Raw genomic sequence first — 20180 nt, 5'->3', positions numbered from 1 at the left:
GCCTCAACCCGGTCCTCGCCCCTGCCCTCGAACGGTGCCGATTCCTCCGCGCCGTAGGCGTTCACGGGTTTAACAGGGCCCTCCAGGAGAACCCCGCATGTCGCGTTTCACGCTCGCGCAAGTCAAGGAAGAGACCTACAAGGCGAAGGACGCCTGGTGGACGGTCTTCCTGGTCGATCCGCTCGCGGGTCGCATGGTGGTGTGGACGGCGAACCGGACCAACATCACACCGAACCAGCTCACCCTGGGCGCGGGCGTGCTGGGCCTGCTGTCCGCGATCTGCTTCGCCGCGCCGATCTGGGCCGGTCCCCTGGGCTGGGCCTGGCTGCTCGCCGGTGCCCTGCTGTTCCACCTGAGCTTCGTCCTGGACTGCATGGACGGCAAGATCGCCCGCCTGAAGGGCACCGGATCGGTCTTCGGGAGCTGGGTCGACTTCGTCTTCGACCGCATCCGCTTCTTCGGCTGCGTGATGGCCCTGCTGATCGGCCAGTGGCTGGTGACGGGGCAGGCCGCCTACCTGATCGTCGCGCCGGTGGTGGTCTTCTTCGACCTGCTGCGCTACCTCAACGGTTCGCAGGTCGCCAAGACCCGCAAGACCATGAAGCAGGCGCTCGCCGTGGCCTCGGGGGACACCGAGCGGCTGCGTGACGAGGCCACCAACCCCGACGTGTCCGACCCCGAGGACGACGAGGTGTCGGAGACCCCGGGCAACGCGGACGCTCCGGCTCCCCGCGGCCTCTACCCCCGGGTGCGCAACGCGCTGCTGAAGCACCGGGTGCGCCCGCACCTGTTCAGCGGCATCGAGTTCGAGATGTTCGTGTGCGTGGTGGCGCCCGTGACCGTCCTGGTCGCCTTCTTCACGCCGCTGAACAGCCTGATCATCCCGGTGGCGGTCTTCTCCTGCCTGGCGCTGGGCTTCTTCGAGGTGGTGCTGGTGGCCCGCCTGTGGAAGGAGTCCCGCCGCTTCGAGGCGCGCCGCCGTGAGCTGGCCGCCGTGACCCCGGCGAGCGCGGGCGGCAGCTGAGCCCGACCCGGAGCCGGGTGCCCGAACGAGGGAGGGGGCGCTTCCGCGAGATGCGGAAGGCGCCCCCTCTTCCCGTCTGCGGGCGTGTCGGTCCGTCCGTCTAGGCGGACGCACGCTCCTTCTCGGCCGTCCGCTTCCTCGCGTCGGCCTCCTTCCTGGCCAGTCCCTTGTCGTCCTGGCGCAGGAACCAGGTGGGTTGTGGTTCGACCGCCCACCGCATGCACGCGCGCACCCACGGGGTGCACAGCAGGAGGGTGAGCCCCAGGCCCAGCGACAGTGTGGTGGCCAGGGCCACCGGGCCGGACATCAGGTCGTACCAGGGGGTGTTCTTGAGCAGGATCAGGAACACCGAGTGGCCCAGGTACACGTAGAGCGTGTAGGCGCCCAGCGACGTGTACCAGGTCTCCCTCTTGGGCGTGAGCGCCAGGACCGCGATGGTCATGACCAGGGCGATGGCCATGAAGGCCAGCCGGAGACCGATGCTCGGCATCAGCGGGTCGATGTCGCGGTCGGTGAGGCTCTCCTTCCAGAAGAGCCAGTCCCTGCTCAGGCGGTCCGAGACCGGCACGGCCAGGACGGCGGTGACGCCCAGCACCAGCACGGAGCCGATCCGCACCCAGAGCCGGTCCAGGTGGGCGAAGTGCTCTCGGCGCAGGCTCAGCCCCAGCACGAAGAACGGCAGGAAGCTGAGCACCCGGCCGATCGAGAGGGTGCTGCCCAGGTCCGCCGTGGTGGCGAACAGGGAGATGACCACGGCGATCGCCACGGGCCAGCGCAGCCGCTGCCAGACCGGCACGGTGAGGCGCCACAGGAACAGGGCGACCAGGAACCACAGGGTCCAGGTCGGCTTGAGCACGGACAGGGTGTCCGGGAGTCCGCCCCGCTCGACCGTGTAGATCGCCTGGTGAATGGTCCAGAAGACGAGGTAGGGGACGGCCAGCGTCAGGACCAGCTTCTCCACCCGCATCGACGAGGAGTCGAAGGACCGGGAGAGATAGCCGCTGATCATGATGAACGCGGGCATGTGGAAGAAGTAGATCCAGTAGTAGAGGGCACTGGCGGGCCCGTAGTCGGAGAGCGGCTCGATCGCGTGGCCGACGACGACCAGGGCGATGAGGATGAACTTGGCGTTGTCGAGTCGGGCGTCACGGCCCGGCGGTCGCGCTGCCGTCGGGGCCTGGGCTCCCGGGGCCGGGGCGGCGGCGCCGTCCCCGTTCTCCGCGGACTGGGGTGCCGGACTGGTCGTGGATGAGGCCACTAGGGACTCCGAGATCACTGATTTCTGGGGCTTGGTATGTCGGTCCCGCGACCCTCCGTGCGGGATTGGGGTCGACCTTCGGTCAGGGGCAGTGGTCCGATGGCGTGGTGCCGCGTGGCGCGCGAGGGGGGCACCGGCGAATCCGTTGCGCAAACACAGTTCCGTTACCTTACTGAGACATACTGCGGTATGCCAGTAGTTCGCACAAATCAGGTAAAAGTTCCCGGAGGCGTGCCGGGGTCCGAGGAACCGGGACCCGCGAGGGCGCGCGCACCCGTGGACACGGGTGTGGGATGGCTTACCGTGTGCAGACCCTAACCCATGGGCACCACCGAGGGGCACCAAGGCACACCGCGGCACGAACGTGTCGGTGTGAACCGGCGACGGACACGCCGATAGGCTGCCCCCAGGCGGCAGAACCCCCAGTCAAACTGTCACTGCCCGCCAGTCGAGAACGAAGAAGGCGGTGGAAACCGTGCCGCACGCGGTGGACCCCAACCGTGCAGCCCAGCACGGAAGCGTGGTCATGCGACTCCTAGACGAGCTGTTCCCGCTCGTCGAGGGGGTCTACGTCGACCTCCACAAGAACCCGGAGCTCTCCCACTCCGAACAGCGCACCGCCAGCGTCGTCGCGGAATGGCTGAACCGAACCGGCTACGAGGTCCACCGGGGCGTCGGCGGCACCGGTGTGGTCGGCATCCTCCGCAACGGCCCCGGCCCCACGGTGATGCTGCGCGCGGACATGGACGCCCTCCCCCTGGAGGAGAAGACCGGTCTGCCCTACGCCAGCACGGCCAGGGCCGAGGGCCCCGACGGCGCCGAGGTACCCGTCATGCACGCCTGCGGCCACGACGCCCACACCGCCTGCCTGATCGGCGTCGCCGACCTGCTCTCGGAGACCCGCGAGGAGTGGGCCGGGACCATCATGATCGTGGCGCAGCCCGGCGAGGAGAGCCTCGACGGCGCCCAGGGGATGATCGACGACGGCCTCTACGACCGCTTCGGCCGCCCGGACGTCATCCTCGGCCAGCACCTGGGCCCGCAGCCCGCCGGGCTCATCTCCCACCGGGCCGGGATCATCCTCGGCGCGGCCAGCGCCTACCGGGTGCGGATCTTCGGCGAGGGCGGCCACGCCTCCCAGCCGCACACCACCGTGGACCCGGTCCTCATCGCCGCCAACATCGTCACCCGCCTCCAGGGCGTGGTGTCCCGCGAGATCAGCCCCAGTGAGATGGCGGTGCTCACCGTCGGCAGGATCCAGGCGGGCACCAAGGCCAACATCATCCCCGACGAGGCCTACCTGGAGATCAGCACCCGGGCGCTCAACGAGAACGTCTCGGACCAGCTGGAGCAGGCCATCGAGCGCATCGTGCGCGCCGAGGCGGCCGCCTCGGGCGCCAGCCGCGAGCCCGAGGTCGAGCGCTTCCAGAGCAGCGGGGTCACCCACAACGACCCGGCCAGCACCGCCGACGTCGCCGCGGCCCACCACGCCTACTTCGGCGGCGACTACGTCATCCACCTGCCGGACCCCTCCCCGGCGACCGAGGACTTCTGCCGCTTCGGGCTGCCCGAGGACCCGCAGCCCATCCCGTACGTGTTCTGGTTCGTCGGCGCCACACCGCACGACGTGTGGGACAGCGCCCCCGGCGACACGCCCTACGAGAAGATGGGCAACGTCCCGAGCAACCACTCGCCGTACTTCTCACCCGACCGCGAACCCACCCTGCGGGCCGGGCTCGCCGCGCTCACCATCGCGGCGCTGTCCTACGTGGGCAGCGACAACCCCAACCCGGCCGCCCTGGCGCCGGCTCCCTCCGCCGCCCCCGTGGGTTCGGCCTTCCCGGGTCCGGCGCCTACCGACACGGCGGACCCGCGCGGCAACACCGACCCCGGTGGCCACTCGGCGCGCACCGCGACCCCCTCGGAGGGGCCCGCGAACTCCTTCGACCCACTCTCCGACCCGCTGACCGGACCGCGCCCGGCGGAGCCCAGCTTCTCGGACGAGGCCAACGACGCCTACGACAGCGCCTTCCTGGCCGCCTCCTCCGCCTGGCCGGAGGAGCCCGGCAAGTCCACCCACGACACCGACATGCAGTCGGTGATGGGCCGCCAGGACCAGGAGATCCGCGACGAGTGGCGCAGCGAGAAGGCCGAGGAATCGACCCTGTCCACCGACATGGCCGCGATCATGGACGAGGACGAGGTCCCCGCACCGCCGCCGGGCCCGCCCGCCGGACCGGCCTTCGGGGGACCGCCGCCGATGGGCAGCGCCCACTCCGCGCCACCGCCCCCCGGCCCGGACGACGACCTGCCCGACGCCCAGTACCGGCTCTGACCGCACGTGGGGGCAAGCCTCTGGCGATGGGGTGACCCCCGCGTCCGCCGCTCCCTGCGCCACCACCGGGAGACACCCCTCCTGGTGGGCTGCGTCGCCGTCACGGTCCTCGCCGTCGTGGGGGCGGTCAGCCGGGCACTGTCCGGCGACCCCAACGAGCCACTGCTGCTCCTGAGCATCCCCCTGCTGGTGTTCTTCGTGCGCGGTCAGCTCTACGCCAGACAGAGGGTCAACGGCGTACGCATCACCGAAGCGCAGTTCCCGGAGGCGTACCGGATGGTCGCCGACGCCGCCCGCTCCTTCGGGATGAGCCAGGTGCCGGAGGCCTACATCGTCCTGGGCAACGGCACCATCAACGCGTTCGCCTCCGGGCACGGCTTCCGCCGCTACGTGGCCGTCCACAGCGACCTGTTCGAGGTGGGCCACCGACTCGGCGACCCCGACGCGCTGCGGTTCGTGATCGGCCACGAGGTGGGCCACATCGCCGCCGGGCACACCTCGTTCTGGCGCCAGTTCGCGGTCTCCATCGCCCAGGTGATCCCCGGCGTGGGCAGCACCCTGGGCCGGGCACAGGAGTACACCGCCGACAACCACGCCTACGAGTTCTGCCCGGAGGGCGTACCGGGCATCCGGGTACTGGCCGCGGGCAAGTACCTGTACCCGGCCGTGGACTTCGACGACATCGCCGCGCGCGCCCACACCGACACCGGGTTCTTCGTGATGCTGGTCAACCTCCTCTCCAGCCACCCGGTGAACACGTTCCGCTTCGCCGCGTTGGCCGACCGGACCACACCGGGGCGGGTGCTGTAGCTGTGTTTTCTTGGGCCTCCGCTTCGCTTTGGCCCGGGTTCGGTGCCTTTGCAGAGGAACCTTCGGTGTCTTCGGTGTGATGGCTCGTTCCTCGCAATCCCACCTCCACCACCTCCAGAACCCTCTCCGGCACCGAACGAAAGCACCCCCCTTGTGGCTGGGGTGTACGGGCGGGGCTCACGCCTGTGGCTGAGGTGCCCCGGTTGGCCCTCTGCATGTGGCTGGGACGGTCCCGTCACGGGAAGCCCTGGTGGCTGGGGCTCGTGTTTCCGGCTGAGGCGCCCGGTTAGCGTCGCGCCTACTGGTGTCCCAGGCGGTGGCTCAGTTGGGCGGGCAGCGGCTCGTGGCGCACGTAGTCCCGGGTGAACACCCCGGTGCCGTGCGAGACGGAACGCAACTCCACGGCGTAGCGCACGATCTCCAGCTCCGGGACCTCCGCCCGGACCACCACCCGGCCGCCGGGTGCGGCCTCAGTGCCCACCACGCGACCGCGCCGGGCGGACAGATCGCTCAGGACGGCGCCCAGGTGGGCGTCGTCGACCTCCACGGTCACCGTGTCCACCGGCTCCAGGACCGCCAGCCTCGCTGACGCGGCGGCGTCCCTCAGCGCGAGCCTCCCGGCCTTCTGGAAGGCCGCGTCGGAGGAGTCCACCGAGTGCGCCTTGCCGTCGTGGAGCGTCACTCGCAGATCCACCAACGGGTGCCCGCCGCCCACGCCCTCGGCCATCTGCGCACGGACGCCCTTCTCCACCGAGGGCACGTACTGGCGGGGGACCACACCGCCCACGATCTGGTCCACGAACTCCAGCCCCGCGCCGGGCTCCAGCGGTTCCACCCTGATCCGACACACGCCGAACTCGCCGTGCCCGCCGCTCTGCTTGACGTTGCGGCCGGTTCCCTGGACGGGGACGGTGAAGGTCTCCCGCAGCGGGATCAGGACGTCCTCAGTCTCCACACGAACGCCGTAGTGGTGTTCGAGCCGGTCCAGGGAGGCGTCCAGGTGGGCCTCGCCCAGGCACCACAGGACCATCTGGTGGGTCTCCGGGTTCACCCGCACCCGGAGCGAGGGGTCCTCGGCCAGGAGCCGGGCCACCGACTGGGACAGCTTGTCCTCGTCGGAGGCGGAGGCCGGGTGGATCGCCACCGGCATGGTGGGCTCGGGGAAGTGCCAGGGCGACACCCGGAGCGGCAGTTCTGGCGCGGAGACCGTGTCGCCCGTCCGGGCCTCGGGCAGCTTCGACACCAGGCACAGGTCACCGGCGATCACCTCGCCCACCGGTCGCGCCCTCGCGCCGAGCGGGACCGAGAGCGACCCCAGCCGCTCGTCGTCCCCGGAGCGGTCCAGCTCCACCGGGTCGTGCGGTCCGGTGCGCACACCGTGGCCGTGCAGGTGGGCCTCGGTGTCGGGCCGCAGCGTCCCGGAGAACACCCGGACGAGGCTGACGCGGCCCACGTAGGGATCGCTGGTGGTGGTCAGTACCTCGGCCACGAGCGGGCCGTCCGGGTCACACGACAACCCCTCCACCGGCCGGCCGTCCGGGCGGGTCACCGACGGGAACGGGCGCCGGGTCGGGTCCGGGCAGGAGAGCGGGAGCTCGCGCAGGAGCTCCCGCACGCCCACACCGTGGGTGGGGCTGAGCGCCAGCACGGGGTGGAAACCGCCCGCCGCCACCGCTTGCTTGAGGTCGGCGATGAGCAGGTCCGGGTCGAGTTCCCCGCCCTCCATGTAGCGCTCCATGAGGGCCTCGTCCTCGCTCTCGGTGATGACCTCCTCGATGAGGGTCTCCCGCAGCGGGCCCGCCTGTGCACGCAGCCAGTCGGGGGTCGCGCACGGGACGGGCTCGGAGCCCGGGCCGCCTCTCTCCGAGTAGTCGTGGTACCGCTCCGAGACGAGCCCCCAGAGCCCCACCAGGGTGCGCTGGTCCCCGGAACCCCGCATGGCGGGCACGTACGCCGGGTGCACACCGGGGCCGAACGCCTCCTGGCAGCGCGCCACCACCGCGTCGAAGTCGGCGCGCGGATGGTCGATCTTGGTGACGGCCACCGCGCGCGGCATGCCCACGGCAGCGCACTCCTCCCACAGCATGCGGGTGCGCCCGTCGACGCCGTCCATGGCCGAGATGACGAACAGGGCGGCGTCGGCGCCGCGCAGCCCGGCGCGCATCGCACCGACGAAGTCGGCGTAACCGGGGGTGTCCAGCAGGTTGACCTTGACGTCGCCCACCATGACCGGGTTGACGGTCAGGTGCACCGACCTCCTCTGGCGGACCTCGACCTCGTCGTGGTCGCTGACGGTCGTGCCCTCCTCCACGTTGCCGGGGCGCCTGATCTCCCCGGCGGCGAGGAGCAGCGCCTCGACCAGACTCGTCTTGCCCGCGCCGGTGGGCCCCACCAGAGCGACGTTGCGGATGTCCTGGGGCCTGGCGGCCCCGGGTACGGCTTCGGTTCGATCAACCATCCTCGTCTACCCAGCCCTTCCGGGTCCGGTCGGTGGTCGGACAGGACCACCGCTTGAGTGACCTGCGACACTCTCCACGGTCGCTCCTCACGGCCCCGACCACAAGGGGTACGCCGGTCGACTTCCGTCATGGGCGCTTGTGTGGCTCTATGACCCGGGTCGTTCTTCTAGGCTGTGCCCGTGCCATGGTCGGAGAGTCTCCCTCAATTCAGTCTCGCCGGGACCCTTCTGACGGTCCTGCTGCTGTTCTTCGCGGCGTTCGGTGAACCCCTGCTCGGACGGCGCGCGTTCGCGTGGCTGTCGCGCCGTGAGAACGGCGACGAGCGCGCCCTCGGGCTGCTGTACGCGGTCACGATGGCGATCCACGTGCTGTGGGGCCTGCTGGTCCTCGTGGTGCTGCTGCTCTCGCCCAACCTGAACCTGGTGGACCTGGGTCTGCGTACCCCGGACGCCTTCGGGCCCATCGTGGGCGCCGCGATCGGCGGCACCATCGCGCTGGCCGCCTTCTGGGTGCTGGTCAACGGCCTGCCCACCCGGGACCGCCTGCCGATCCCGTCCCGGCGTTCCCGGCGCGGAGCCGAGGCCGAGGGCGGGCGTCGGGGCCGCAAGGCGCACCGGGGACGCCGGAGCGCCCCCAAGCCCATGACCCTGCCGCAGCCGGGCCACAGGCAGTACCTGCTGCTGCCGCGCACCGGTCGCGAGAGGGCGCTGGCCGCCGGGATGGCGGTCACCGGTGGCGTGTTCGGCGAACTCCTCTACCGGGGCCTGTTCATCACCCTGGTCGCCAGCATGGACGTCCCGCTGTGGATCGCGGCGGTGCTGTCCGTCGTGCTCTTCTCGCTGGCCCACGCCTACCAGGGCTGGTGGGGGCTGCTCAGTGCGGGCTTCTCCGGCACCCTGTTCACCGTGCTGTACCTGGGCACCGGCAGCCTGGTCGTCCCGGTGCTGGTGCACGTCGCGCTGAACCTGCGCTCGGTGGTCTTCCCCCCGGCCTCGGAGCGGGAGGCCGCGGAGGAGTCCCTGCGCCTCGACGACTACTACGACGACGAGTACGAGGACGAGTACGCCGACGACTACGCGGACGACGAGTACGGTCGCACGGGCGAGTTCGAGGCGGTCGACCAGGAGGCGGAGCCGGTGGGTCAGGAGCCCGCCGACGCCCAGGCGCCGCCGCGCGGCCTCCCGCCCCAGGGGCCTCCGGAACAGGGTCCGCCGGTGACCGGCGGGCAGCACGCGGGTACGCCCCCCTACGGTTCGGTGCCGCCGCACGCGAACCCCCACCCGTATCCGCCGCAGCCGCCTCACCCGCAGGGTCCGCCTCCCGGGTACGGTCAGGGGCGCCCGCAGGGCCCGCCGCCTCCCCAGGGGCCGCCTCCCATGGGGCACCCGCAGGGGCCGCCGCCTGGCTACCCTCCCGGCCAGGGCCAGCCCCAGCAGAGGCCGTTCCCGCCGGGTCCCTCACACCAGGCACCGCCACACCAGCCACCGCCGCCCCAGGGGTTCACGGGCCACCACCCGGGCCACGGCGCCGGGGCCGACACACTGGGGCCGCACTCCCCATACCGGGACTGATCGTGCACGATGGAGTGGTGTCCGACGCCATTGACCACTCCATCGCCCAGCCCCAGGAGAACCGTTTCTGGTTGACCACCTCGGACGGGGTGGGGATCGACGCCGTGCTGCTGCGCGCCGCCGCGCCCCGAACCACCGTGGTGGTCCTCGCCAACGGCTTCACCGGGACCTACCGGAGCCCCCACACACGCGCCGTCGCCCAGGGCCTGCTGTCCGTCGGCGACGTGATGACCTTCGACTTCCGCGGCCACCACGGGTCCGGCGGACGCAGCACCGTGGGCGACGCGGAGATCCACGACCTCGAAGCGGTCGTGGGCCGCCTGCGCGCACTCGGGTACACCCACATCGCCACCTTGGGCTTCTCCATGGGCGCCGCCGTCGCCATCCGGCACGCCGCCATCTTCGGCGGGGTCAGCGCCGTGGTGTCCGTGAGCGCCCCCAGCCGCTGGTACTACCGGGGGACCCGCTCCATGCGCCTGCTCACCTTCGGAGTGGGCCGCAGCTTCGGCCGCGCCTTCCTGCGGCGCTTCCGCAAGGTCCGCGTCACCGACCAGCGCTGGAACCCCACCCCGGCCGAGCCACGGGAGGTCGCCGGGGAGGTCGCGCCGGTCCCGCTCCTGGTCGTGCACGGCGACACCGACAGCTACTTCCCCGTCTCGCACGCCGCCTCCATCCACGATGCGGCGCGCGAGCCCAAGGACCTGTGGATCATCCCGGGCATGGGCCACGCGGAAAGGGCGGTCACTCCCCAGCTCGTGGACCGCCTGCGCGTCTGGCTGGGGGAGCGGCTGCCCCAGCCGGAACAGCCGGGCTAGGGGACCGGAGGGGAAGGACGAGCCGTGTCGACAGTCCGCCACGGCTCCATTAGAAAGGACGGATGATCCGATCTCGTTCCTCCTCGGCCGGGAGCGGTGCCCCCGCCCCCAACGGTGACGACCTTCCCGGGCTCCGGGGGCGGGGCTTCGGCCTCCTGATCATGGCCACCGCCGTCAGCCTGTGCGGGTTCGCCGCCGTCCTCCCCCTCGTGCCCCTGTGGGCCAGCCGGGGCGGGGCGGGCGAGTTCGGCGCGGGCGGCACCACCGCGGTCTTCATGCTCACCACCGTCCTCACCCAGCTGGCCATGCCGTGGCTCCTCGACCACGCGGGTGGGTACCGGTGGACCTTCCCCGTGGGCTCCCTGATCATGGGCCTGCCCATGCCGCTGTTCGCCCTCACCACCGATCTCGGCCCGCTGCTGGCGATCTCCGCGGTGCGCGGCGTCGGCTTCGGGATGGTGACCGTGGCCGGGACTGCGCTCGCCGCCCGGCTGGTGGCGAGGGAACAGGTCGGCAGGGCCACCGGCTACTACGGCCTGGCTGTCGGCCTGCCGCAGATCGTGATCCTGCCAGGCGGGGTGGCGCTGGCGCTCAGCCTCGGGTTCGACACCGCCTTCTGGCTCACCGGGATCTGCGGCGTGGTGGCGGCGGTGCTCGCCTCCGGCATCTGGTTCGCGGACGGTGGCCGCAACCGGGCCGCGCTGCGCGGAGCGGGACACGACGAAGTCGGCACGGAGGACGCCTCGGCCTCCCCGCGCGGCCTGGCGCTGATGGTCGCCCTCGCGGCGCCGCTGGTGATCATGCTGGCGGTGTCCTCGGCCGCCAGCGGCGTGGTCACCTTCCTGGCGATCCCGTTCGAACGGGCGGCCTGGCTGGTCGGCTCGCTGTTGGCCGCCTACGCGATCGGCGTCGTCGCGGGGAGATGGACCGCCGGTGTCCTGTACGACCGCCACCGGCGCACCGTCCTGCTGATGCCGGGAACGCTCGCGGCGGCCGCGGGCGCGGGCCTGCTCACCGCCGGGCTGTGGGCCAACGGCGACGGGACGCCCGGTGTGGGCGTGTCCCTGCTGGTGCTCGGCGGCTCGGCGCTGTTCGGTCTCGGGTTCGGCGCCGTCCAGAACGAGACCGTCACAGTGATGCTGGGCCGCGCCGGGCCGACCGGGTACGGCCGGGCCAGCGCGGCCTGGAACATCGGGTTCGACGCGGGCACCGGGGTCGGGGCGGTCGGTCTCGGCCTGCTCATCCAGCTCACCGGGTACGGCCCCGCGTTCGCGGTGGTCGCCGTGGCCCTGGTCGCGGTCCTGCCGCTCGCACGGGCCCGGGCGCCGCGCCGGAGGATCAGTACGAGCTGATGTGCACGTGGTCGTAGTGGTTCTGGGTCAGGTCGCCCCGGTCGTTCATCCAGGTCCACTGGCGTGACGTCGACTGCCAGATCTGCTGTTCCCAGATGATGTACTTGATGCCCAGGCGGTCGGCGTTGGCGATGCCGTAGTCGGAGATCTGCTGGCCGAGGGCCTTGTTCTCGGCTGAGGGCGCGGCGCCGTTCGCGCTCATCATGAAGTCGCAGGCCGTACCGGTGCCGTGGTCGTCGTTGCTCGGACGCCAGCAGCCGACCGGGTAGGGCGCGCCGAACTGCATGATGACCTCGTCGCGGATGGCCGCCATCCGGGGCGTGGTCTGGTCCCAGCCACCGCCGCGCGCGCTGTCGGGGATCGACCCGTTGCCGGGGTTCTCCGGGGCCTCGGGGACCTGCTCGGCCTCGTACTCCTCGATGCGCTTGGTGACCTCCTCGCGCTGCTCCTCCAGCTCGTCGATCAGCTCGGAGGCCTCGGACATCTCGTCCTGGAGCTGGCCGGTGAGCTCGGCCTGCTCGTCGCGGAGCGAAATGAGCTCGGCGATCTGCTCGGCCTGGCTCTGGCCCAGGTAGTCGACGGTCGCGGCGTCCGCGAACATGTCCTCGGGCTGGCTGGAGAACACGATCTGGAAGGTCGGGTCGAAACCGTCGCCCTTGTACTGGGCGGCGGCGATGGCCGACACCCCGCCGCGGGACTTCTCCAGGCGCTCGTCGAGCTCCTCCAGGTCCGCCTCGGCGGTCTCCACGCGGTCCTTGATCTCGGTGTACTGGAGCAGCTCGCCGTCGTAGGTCTCCTCCAGCTCCTCGGCCCGCTGGTTCAGCTCGTCGATGTCGACGTCGTCGTCCGGGTCGGCGTGGGCCGCACCGGGCAGGCCGACGAGGACGAGTGCGGTCATGGCGGCGACGGACGCCGTGAACCGGCCGCGACGAGAGGCGTTACGAGGAGTGGATGTCATTTCTGCTCCGTGGATGATCCGAGAGCATCCGCTGCGCCGGGGGGACGGCTACGCCGTCACGGGAGGGAGTTGCTCAGCGGACCATACGAGGTCTCGGTGATACGTGCACAGTGAGTTGACTCGCGTTGCTGTGGGGGTTGAGCGGGGGTCTGTCCAGAAGATACCCGGAGCGGGTGACCACCCCGAACGCCCGGTAGCGCGTGGGGGGTCAGCCGCCGAACGCGCTGGGCAGGCGGACGGCGGTCGAGGGTGCGGGCTTCTCCGAGGGCAGGAACCAGTCCGAGCGGCGGATGTCGCGCAGGGCCCGCTTGCGGGTCTCGGCGTCCAGCCGGTCGATGTAGAGCATGCCGTCCAGGTGGTCGGTCTCGTGCTGGAGGCACTGCGCCATCAGACCGGTTCCCTCGACGGTGACCGGCTCGTTGCGGAGGTCGACGCCCCGGACCACGGCCCGCTGGGCCCGGCGGCTCTGGTACCAGAGCCGGGGGATCGACAGGCAGCCCTCGTCGCAGTCCTGGAGTTCCTCGGAGAGCTCGACGATCTCGGGGTTGATCACGTATCCGGTGCGGCCCTCGACGTCGTAGCTGAACACGCGGGAGCCGACCCCGATCTGGGTGGCGGCCACCCCGGCGCGCCCGGGGGCGTCGACGGTGTCGAGAAGGTCGCGGACCAGCTTCTCCGTGCGCTGGTCGAAGGTGGTCACGGGTGCGGTCCGGGTCACGAGGACGGGGTCGCCGAAGCGGACGATGGGGCGCATGGTCATGCCCCCAGATTAGTTGCCCGGTCCGGTGGGCCGACCGGCCCGGGTCAGGTGGCCAGACCCGGCCGCAGGGACTCGTCCAGGACCATCTCGATGTAGTCGAGGGCGGCACGGCGGCGGGCCAGGGCGCTCTCGTACAGGGAGGGCGCCTGGGCGCCGCGCCGGACGCGCAGGCACTCGTTGACGATGCGCTGCCAGCGTTCGGGGAAGGCGTGCAGGGCGTACAGGCCCGCGCCGGACTTGGAGGTGATCTCACCGGTCCTGAGGGTGAAGTGCAGCCGGCTGACGCTCAGCACGCTCCAGGAGGGGGCCAGTGACCCGAGGACGGCCAGGCCGCGCGGGGTGACCAGGCGTCCGGCCTTCTCCCGCCAGCGGCTCCAGTGCTCGTCGAGGGAGCCGAGGGACCAGGTGCGCAGGCTCTCCGGCTCGTCCCACACGTCCAGTTCGGAGGGGTGCGGGCCGCGTACGGTGACTCCCCGCTCGGCGAGGACGTGCCAGGTCACCGGGTTGACGTCGACGGCGGCGCGGTCACGGAAGCGGCCGTTGGTGACGGAGGGGACGGGTCCGCAGGCCGACGGATCGAGGTTGAGCTCGTCCCAGGTGACGTGGATGCCGTTGAACTGGGGGCGGGGGACCTCGCCGCGCGTGCGCGCGTGCGCGCGGCGCAGGGCGTCCAGGTCCTCCCGCTCGGCGCGGCGGCCGGTGACGATGACGAAGTCGACGTCGCTCGTGTGCGGGCGGAAGTCGCCGAGGGCGACCGAACCGGTCAGGTAGAGGCCCTGGACCAGGCCAGGGGCCTCCTGGTCGGCATTGGCGAGGAAAGCCTGGGTCAGCGTCTGCACCCGAGGGTGGACGGCCATGCTCAACTCCAGTCTGGGACGGTTCGGTGGTCTTCGGTGGTGTTGTCCGTGTGGCGGGGCGGGCGGCCCCGTCGCGCTGTGGGGAGGCCCCTCCGGCTCGTGCCGGGTGGGACAGCGGGACGTTGGTGGGACCCGAGGTCCCTGCCCATGTGGTTCCCAGTGTGCTGCCGGTGCGGGGGTATCGCAAGTGATCACGCCGGACTCGCACCCTGTCTCCCCACGTCAAGTGGTGTGTGGTTCTGCCGTAGTGGGGGAGTGCGCACCCTTGACAACAGGCGTTCCAGTGTGGCAACGGAGGGGCGTCTCGGAGGAGTGGACGGGAGGCCGGGTCCCCCTTCCTCGGCGCGTTCGAGAACGTGCGCATTCAGTGGCACGTGCATACGGTCCGTGCATTCGCCTCGGTCGTTTATTCGCGTCGGATTTCTCTGGAGAGGTCGGGAGAATTCTTCGGGCGGCGAGCCCCTGGGGTAGCAAAGAATCGGAACCCGGTTCCCGTAGGCGTCGTGCGGCCTTCACTTGTCGGGATATTTGCGTGTTACGGGAGGTCAGTGGTGTTACTTCGAAAGCCCCCGAGATTCACGGAAGTGCCGCGCCGCCAGTCGGAGACGCACGCCACTCTCAGTAGAAGTGGACACGCCGACGTTCGTGGTGGATTGTTATGATTCACCAAGACTTCCCCAGGTGATAACCATCACAGCCATTGTCTGCTGTTTTCCTCCGCGTAACACTGGGGTGCTTTCCGGAAATCCCACGTGCCTACGCTCAGTGGACCATGGCAGACGCCTCAGCGATCCCAAGGAGCCGATCATGGTCCCCACGATGGTTCTCGTAGCCGACGACTCCCGAGACGCCCACCGACGAGAGGCCCTGTGCGGCTTGGCCGAGGCCGTGGCGGCGCGCGGCGAGGCGCCCGTATCGGCGGCCTTCGGCAGCCCGGACGAGGTCAGGGCCGCGGTCCACGCCGTCCGTGGCCCCAAGGTGGTGGTGCCGGCCTTCGTCGCGGGGGGCGACGTCGCCAGCGCCCACCTGCTCACCCGCCTGGACCTCGGCCGCATGGAGGACTCCTGCCACACCCCGCCACTGGGAGCGGTCCCGTCCATCGTCGCCGACCTCGCCGGGCGGCTCGCGGACTCCGGCCGCAGGCCCGACGACGGCGTGGTCCTGGCGGCCGACGGCACCACCGGCACCGAGGAACGGCAGGTGGTCATGGACGTGGCCCGGATGCTGAGCCGACGCCTCTCCTCCCCGGTCCAGGTCGGCTACCTGCGCACCTGGGCGCCGTCCGTCATCGACGCCGTCGAACGGCTGCGCCGCGACGGCCGGGACCAGGTCGCGGTGGCCGCCTGGAGACTGGTCGACGGACCGGACTTCGACCTCCTCCGCCGACTCGACACCACCGCGATCACCGCGCCGCTGTGGCCGTCCGAACTGGTCGTGGACACGCTCCTCGCCCAGCACCGGGCCGCCAAGGGGCGCCTCACCTGACCTGCCGGGCCGGTGCCCCTCGCGGCGGCACCACCACGAACAGCCACGACGCCGTTACCAGCGCCGCGAGGATGGGTATGTGCCTCAGGGGCGGGAACTCCTCGCACCCGCGACGCGGTGCCCGCCGTCGCCTCGACGCCCTCGCGGCGCGGCGACGGCGCGGGCCACAGCCCCGAGGCACCCGAACGTCGACCCGGTGCGCGGTCCCTCCACGGCGGGCACCGGCGTGAGCGAACCGAAGGTGGATGTATGAACGACGGAACAGCGCAGTTCGTCGACGCCCGACAGCGTCGTCGTCTGGAGAGGCGCTTCGGGGGACACGTCACCGAGTGGCTGGCGGAACTGCCCGCGATCGTCGAGAAGCTGTCCTCCGAGTGGCGGCTCTCCGTCGAGGGCCCCGCCCCGCACGGGCGCACGTCCGTCGTCCTCTACGTGCGCAGAGCGGACGGCGGTGAGGGAGTCCTCAAACTCTCCCCGGACAGCGGGCTCTCCGTCTCCGAGGCCGACCTCCTGCGCATGTGGGCGCCCTCCCGACGCGTACCCGACGTGTGGGGTGTGGACGCCGACCGAGGCGCCTTCCTGATGGAACGGGTCGAGGGCGACACCGTGGCCGCCACCGGCGTGGTCCCGTCCATGGAGACCATCGGCGGCCTCATCGCCGAACTCCACAGCGTTGAGGTCAGTCCGGCCGAACGCATGGAACTGCGGCCGCTCAGCGCCCGGGTGCAGTTCGTGTTCGAGATGTGGGGACGCGAACGCGAGGAGGGCGCCGCGGCCGACACCGTCCCGGCCGCCGCGATGCACCGGGGTGCGGCCAAGGCCCGCGACCTGGCCCACGGTGACGTCGACGTTGTCCCGCTCCACGGCGACCTGCACCCCGGCAACGTCATCGACGGCGGCGAACGCGGCCTGGTGGTCCTCGACCCCCGCGCCTGCCTGGGCGACGGTGCCGCCGACGCGGTCGACTGGGCGGTGTGGAGGGCCGCCGACGTCGCCGAGGTGGAACGCCGTGTGGACACGCTCTCCCGGACGATGTCCGTGGACCCCGACCGGATGATGGAGTGGGTGCGCGCCTTCGCCCCGTGCTTCGCGGTGGCCAAGGCCAACCGCGGGCAGACCGACTCGGTGGAGTTCGACCTGATGATGGACCTGTGCGGAGCGGTCACCCAGTGAGGCTCAGCGCTCCCTCTCGAAGCGGTAGCCGCGCCCGGCCTCGGTGATGAGGTGGCGCGGGTGTGAGGGGTCGGGTTCGAGCTTGCGGCGCAGCTGGGCCAGGTAGACGCGCAGGTAGTTGGTCTCGTTCTGGTAGTTGGGCCCCCACACGTCGTGCAGGAGCTGGCGCTGGCTGACCAGCTGTCCGGCGTTTCGGGCCAGCAGCTCCAGGATGTGCCACTCCGTGGGCGTGAGCCGCACCTCCTCGCCGTCCCGGGTCACGCGCTTGGCTCCCAGGTCCACGTCGAAGGAGTCGGTGTGGACCACCGGGGCCTCCTCCGCCTGGACCGCGCGGCGCTCGGCGGCCCGCATCCGGGCCAGCAGCTCGTCCATCCCGAACGGCTTGGTGACGTAGTCGTCCGCGCCCAGGTCCAGGCAGCGCACCTTCTCCCCGGCGGAGTGCCGGGCCGAGAGCACGATGATCGGCACCTGCGACCAGCCGCGCAGCCGCTGGATGACCTCCACACCCTCCATGTCCGGCAGCCCCAGGTCCAGGAGCACCACGTGAGGGTGGCGCTCCGAGGCCAGGCGCAGCGCGCTCTCACCGTCCGGGGCGGTGTCCACGTCGTAGCCGCGCGCCCTCAGGTTGATCCGCATCGCCCGGATGATCTGCACGTCGTCGTCGACGACCAGGACCCGCATGCCGCTCCTCACTTGTCCGCCTCGTCCACCGCACGCAGGGTGAACACCATGGTCAGTCCGCCACCCGGGGTGTCCTCGGGAGCCAGGGTGCCGTGCATCGCCTCAACGAAACCACGCGCCACAGCCAGGCCGAGCCCCACACCGGTTCCCTGGGGTGCGTCCCCCAGCCGCTGGAAGGCCTCGAACATCCGCTGTTTGGCCTCGTCGGAGACGCCCGGCCCCCGGTCCACCACCCGCAGCTGGACGCTGTCGCCGTGCGCGCTCGCCGCCACCAGCACCGGGGTACGCGGATCGGGGTTGTACCGCACCGCGTTGGTGACCACGTTGGCCACGGCCCGGTCCAGCAGCCCCGCGTCCACGCGCACCCGGGGCAGACCGTCCGGGACGTCCACCACCACCGCGTCGCCCGGCACCCCCAGCAGCGTCGCCGGGATCACCTCCTCCAGCGCCACCGGTCGCAGTTGCGGCCGCACGCTGTCGGTCTGCACCCGGCTCATGTCCAACAGGTTCCCGATGAGCCGGTTCAGCCGGTCCGCCGACTCCTCGACCGTCTCCAGCAGTTCCGCGCGGTCCTCCTCCGAGAGCTGGATGTCGGTGGCGCGCAGGCTGGACACGCTCGCCTTGATGGAGGTGAGCGGTGTGCGGAGATCGTGCGAGACCGCCGCCAGCAGCGCCGTGCGGATGCGGTTGCCCGCGACCTGGCCACGCGCCTCGGCGGCGTCCCAGGCCAGCCGCTGGTGCTCCAACGCGATCCCCACGTGCGTGGCGAAGGCCTCCATCACCCCGCGGTCGGCGGCGGGCAGCACCCGTCCGCGCAACGCCAGCGCCACGGAGTCGGAGACCGCCACCAGGGCGTCCGCCTCGTCGGGGGCCTCGCACGCCGGAGCGCCCACACTGTGCACGGGGTACCAGCGGCCGTCGTCCAGGCGTTCCAACAGGGTCGCGGAGCGCTGCCCGAAGGTCTCCCTGATCCGCCGCAGCAGCGCCTGGAGCGGTTCGTTCCCGGACAGCACGCTCGCCGCCAGCAGGGCGACCGCGTCCGCCTCGGCGCGGGCTCGCAGGGCCTGAGACGACCGCCGGGCGGCCATCTCCACCATGGTGGCCACCAACCCGCCCACCAGGATGAACGCCGTCATCGACAGGAAGTTGTCCAGGGAGACCGAGGGTCTGCCGTGCAGGGGTGAGAGCAGCACCGTGAGCAGGACGGCGCTCCACAGCGCCGAGGCCAGAGCCGGGCGCAGACCGCCCACGGCCGCGGTGGCGACGGTGATCAGCAACAGGAACAGCGGGTCCGCGGCCGGACCCACTTCGGAGAACACGGGCAGCGCCAGCACCAGCGTGACGAACGGGGGTGCCATCAGGGACAGCGTCCACCCCCACAGCCGCCGGTGCTCGTTCAGGCCGCGCCCCGGCGGGGGCAGCGGCCAGTGCCCCCGGCCCACCTCCTCGTGCGTGACGATGTGCACGTCGATGTCGCCGGACTCCCGGGCCACGATCGTGCCCACGCCGGGGCCGAACACGTACTGCCAGGGCCGCCTGCGCGATGATCCGAGGACGATCTGCGTGGCGTGGGCGCCGCGCGCGAACTCCAGCAGCGCCGAGGGCACGTCGGCGCCGACCACCTGGTGGTAGGTGCCGCCCAGCTCCGCCAGGAGGTGCCGTTGCCGCAGCAGCTCTCCGGTGGGGCGTTCACCGATCCCGCTCGGCGGCACCACGTGCACCGCGAGCAGGTGGCTCGGCTGGGGGCGCCCGCCGCGCGAGCGGGCCGCCACCCGGGCGGCGCGGCGGATGAGGGTCTCGCCCTCGGGCCCGCCGGTCAGGGCCACCACGACTCGCTCGCGGGCCTCCCAGGTGTCGCGGATCTCGTGCTCGCCCAGGTAGTGGCTGAGGCCCTCCTCGACCCGGTCGGCGGTCCAGAGCAGGGCGAGTTCGCGCAGGGCCGCGAGGTTCCCCTCGCGGTAGTAGTCGGCCAGCGCGGCGTCCACCCGCTCGGCGGGGTGCAGGTCGCCGTGGGCCATCCGGCGGCGCAGCTCCTGCGGGGTGGCGTCGACCAGCTCGATCTCGGCCGCGGCGCGCACCACCCGGTCCGGGACGGTGTACTCGGGCCGGACCCCGGTGATCTGGTGGACGACGTCGTACAGCGAGTCCAGGTGGTGGACGCCCACGGTGGACAGGACGTCGATCCCCGCGGCCAGGAGTTCCTCCACGTCCTGCCAGCGGGTGGGGTTGGGGGACCCGGGCTCGTTGGGCCGGGCGAGGTCGTCCACCAGGACCAGCCGGGGCGCGCGGGTGATCACCGCTGCGGTGTCCACGGCGCCGGTGGGCAGCGGAGGGACGGTCTCCAGGCCCTCCAGCAGCGCGGAGGTCTTGGCGCGGCGGTGGGTGTGGACCGCGCCGACCACGACGTCGGTCCCGCGTTCGGCCCGGCGTCTGGCCTCGGCCAGCGCGTGGTGTGTGCTCCCGACCCCGGGGGCCGAGCCCAGGTGGATACGGAGTGTTCCTTTCACGTGTCCCATTGTGGGTGCGCGAGGACGCGGACGCCTTCGTCGGGGGTGATCCCGACGACGGAAGGTGACCGAAAGAGGACGCGGGGAGATTCTTCACGTCCGGTGTCCGGTAGAACTTGAAGGGCCCGATTTCTA

At 71.6% G+C, this 20180-nt stretch carries 14 protein-coding genes and 1 pseudogene; 8 read left to right on the top strand and 7 right to left on the bottom strand.

Translation table 11 applies throughout. The annotated features are described in order from the left end of the window. The first annotated feature begins 97 nt into the window (after positions 1 to 97). Complete coding sequence (locus BDW27_RS10380) at positions 98 to 1024, top strand: CDP-alcohol phosphatidyltransferase family protein (RefSeq protein ID WP_017546037.1); 927 nt, start codon at positions 98 to 100, stop codon at positions 1022 to 1024. A gap of 100 nt (positions 1025 to 1124) precedes the next feature. Here BDW27_RS10380 and BDW27_RS10375 read toward each other — a convergent pair whose 3' ends face one another. Then, positions 1125 to 2282 (bottom strand): acyltransferase family protein, encoded by a 1158-nt coding sequence (locus BDW27_RS10375; RefSeq protein WP_110049153.1) that lies wholly within the window; start codon positions 2280 to 2282, stop codon positions 1125 to 1127. A 466-nt stretch (positions 2283 to 2748) separates the two neighbouring features. On the opposite strand from BDW27_RS10375, the gene BDW27_RS10370 reads away from it, so the two are divergent. Continuing rightward, positions 2749 to 4617 (top strand): amidohydrolase, encoded by a 1869-nt coding sequence (locus BDW27_RS10370; RefSeq protein ID WP_110049152.1) that lies wholly within the window; start codon positions 2749 to 2751, stop codon positions 4615 to 4617. Positions 4618 to 4701: 84 nt separating this feature from the next. Next, positions 4702 to 5427: a M48 family metalloprotease gene (locus tag BDW27_RS10365; protein ID WP_017546040.1), complete on the top strand. Its 726-nt coding sequence runs from the start codon at positions 4702 to 4704 to the stop codon at positions 5425 to 5427. Between the two features lie 298 nt (positions 5428 to 5725). Here BDW27_RS10365 and BDW27_RS10360 read toward each other — a convergent pair whose 3' ends face one another. After that, complete coding sequence (locus tag BDW27_RS10360) at positions 5726 to 7885, bottom strand: elongation factor G-like protein EF-G2 (protein WP_110049151.1); 2160 nt, start codon at positions 7883 to 7885, stop codon at positions 5726 to 5728. A 180-nt stretch (positions 7886 to 8065) separates the two neighbouring features. Between BDW27_RS10360 and BDW27_RS27470 the strand changes: the two genes are divergently transcribed. The 3 genes from BDW27_RS27470 (at position 8066) to BDW27_RS10345 (ending at position 11624) form a co-directional block, all read left to right on the top strand. Continuing rightward, positions 8066 to 9457 carry a CPBP family intramembrane glutamic endopeptidase gene (locus BDW27_RS27470; protein ID WP_199560610.1) on the top strand — a complete coding sequence of 464 codons (1392 nt, stop codon included), beginning with the start codon at positions 8066 to 8068 and terminating at the stop codon, positions 9455 to 9457. Between the two features lie 17 nt (positions 9458 to 9474). Then, the gene (locus BDW27_RS10350; RefSeq protein ID WP_110049150.1) at positions 9475 to 10272 is read left to right on the top strand and encodes an alpha/beta hydrolase; all 798 of its coding nucleotides are present in this window, start codon (positions 9475 to 9477) and stop codon (positions 10270 to 10272) included. 62 nt (positions 10273 to 10334) lie between these two features. After that, positions 10335 to 11624 carry an MFS transporter gene (locus BDW27_RS10345; RefSeq protein ID WP_199560609.1) on the top strand — a complete coding sequence of 430 codons (1290 nt, stop codon included), beginning with the start codon at positions 10335 to 10337 and terminating at the stop codon, positions 11622 to 11624. Here the strand turns inward: BDW27_RS10345 and BDW27_RS10340 are convergent. From BDW27_RS10340 to BDW27_RS10330, 3 genes are all read right to left on the bottom strand, one after another. After that, the gene (locus BDW27_RS10340; RefSeq protein WP_026129507.1) at positions 11611 to 12582 is read right to left on the bottom strand and encodes a hypothetical protein; all 972 of its coding nucleotides are present in this window, start codon (positions 12580 to 12582) and stop codon (positions 11611 to 11613) included. The two genes, BDW27_RS10345 and BDW27_RS10340, sit on opposite strands and share 14 nt — an antisense overlap. A 208-nt stretch (positions 12583 to 12790) precedes the next feature. Then, on the bottom strand, positions 12791 to 13342 hold the full coding sequence (gene def / locus BDW27_RS10335; protein WP_110049149.1) for a peptide deformylase: 552 nt from the start codon (positions 13340 to 13342) through the stop codon (positions 12791 to 12793). Positions 13343 to 13386: 44 nt separating this feature from the next. After that, positions 13387 to 14199: a nucleotidyltransferase domain-containing protein gene (locus BDW27_RS10330; RefSeq protein WP_110049148.1), complete on the bottom strand. Its 813-nt coding sequence runs from the start codon at positions 14197 to 14199 to the stop codon at positions 13387 to 13389. An 807-nt stretch (positions 14200 to 15006) separates the two neighbouring features. On the opposite strand from BDW27_RS10330, the gene BDW27_RS10325 reads away from it, so the two are divergent. Together BDW27_RS10325 and BDW27_RS10320 are read left to right on the top strand one after the other, a co-directional pair. Next, positions 15007 to 15684, top strand: coding sequence for a sirohydrochlorin chelatase (locus BDW27_RS10325; RefSeq protein WP_017546047.1), 678 nt, complete (start codon positions 15007 to 15009; stop codon positions 15682 to 15684). 249 nt (positions 15685 to 15933) lie between these two features. Then, the gene (locus BDW27_RS10320) at positions 15934 to 16857 is read left to right on the top strand and encodes an aminoglycoside phosphotransferase family protein (RefSeq protein ID WP_017546048.1); all 924 of its coding nucleotides are present in this window, start codon (positions 15934 to 15936) and stop codon (positions 16855 to 16857) included. Positions 16858 to 16860: 3 nt separating this feature from the next. On the opposite strand, the gene BDW27_RS10315 is transcribed toward BDW27_RS10320, so the two are convergent. Then, complete coding sequence (locus BDW27_RS10315) at positions 16861 to 17538, bottom strand: response regulator (RefSeq protein ID WP_110049147.1); 678 nt, start codon at positions 17536 to 17538, stop codon at positions 16861 to 16863. Then, positions 17522 to 20054: pseudogene (locus BDW27_RS10310) on the bottom strand (ATP-binding protein); the annotation flags it as partial. The gene BDW27_RS10315 and the pseudogene BDW27_RS10310, both read right to left, overlap by 17 nt. Positions 20055 to 20180 lie beyond the last annotated feature (126 nt).

The sequence above is a fragment of the Nocardiopsis sp. L17-MgMaSL7 genome (genome assembly GCF_003182025.1).
Classification (GTDB): domain Bacteria; phylum Actinomycetota; class Actinomycetes; order Streptosporangiales; family Streptosporangiaceae; genus Nocardiopsis; species Nocardiopsis prasina.
The sequence above is the reverse complement of the archived record's forward strand: the minus strand, read 5'-3'. Positions and strand labels throughout refer to the sequence as shown.

What these genes read in the sequence shown, in the direction of transcription:
- BDW27_RS10380 (WP_017546037.1), top strand. Translation starts at nt 98, where the DNA reads ATGTCGCGTTTCACGCTCGCGCAAGTCAAGGAAGAGACCTACAAGGCG.
- BDW27_RS10360 (WP_110049151.1), bottom strand. Translation starts at nt 7,885, where the DNA reads ATGGTTGATCGAACCGAAGCCGTACCCGGGGCCGCCAGGCCCCAGGAC.
- BDW27_RS10345 (WP_199560609.1), top strand. Translation starts at nt 10,335, where the DNA reads ATGATCCGATCTCGTTCCTCCTCGGCCGGGAGCGGTGCCCCCGCCCCC.
- BDW27_RS10340 (WP_026129507.1), bottom strand. Translation starts at nt 12,582, where the DNA reads ATGACATCCACTCCTCGTAACGCCTCTCGTCGCGGCCGGTTCACGGCG.
- def (WP_110049149.1), bottom strand. Translation starts at nt 13,342, where the DNA reads ATGACCATGCGCCCCATCGTCCGCTTCGGCGACCCCGTCCTCGTGACC.
- BDW27_RS10330 (WP_110049148.1), bottom strand. Translation starts at nt 14,199, where the DNA reads ATGGCCGTCCACCCTCGGGTGCAGACGCTGACCCAGGCTTTCCTCGCC.
- BDW27_RS10325 (WP_017546047.1), top strand. Translation starts at nt 15,007, where the DNA reads ATGGTCCCCACGATGGTTCTCGTAGCCGACGACTCCCGAGACGCCCAC.
- BDW27_RS10320 (WP_017546048.1), top strand. Translation starts at nt 15,934, where the DNA reads ATGAACGACGGAACAGCGCAGTTCGTCGACGCCCGACAGCGTCGTCGT.
- BDW27_RS10315 (WP_110049147.1), bottom strand. Translation starts at nt 17,538, where the DNA reads ATGCGGGTCCTGGTCGTCGACGACGACGTGCAGATCATCCGGGCGATG.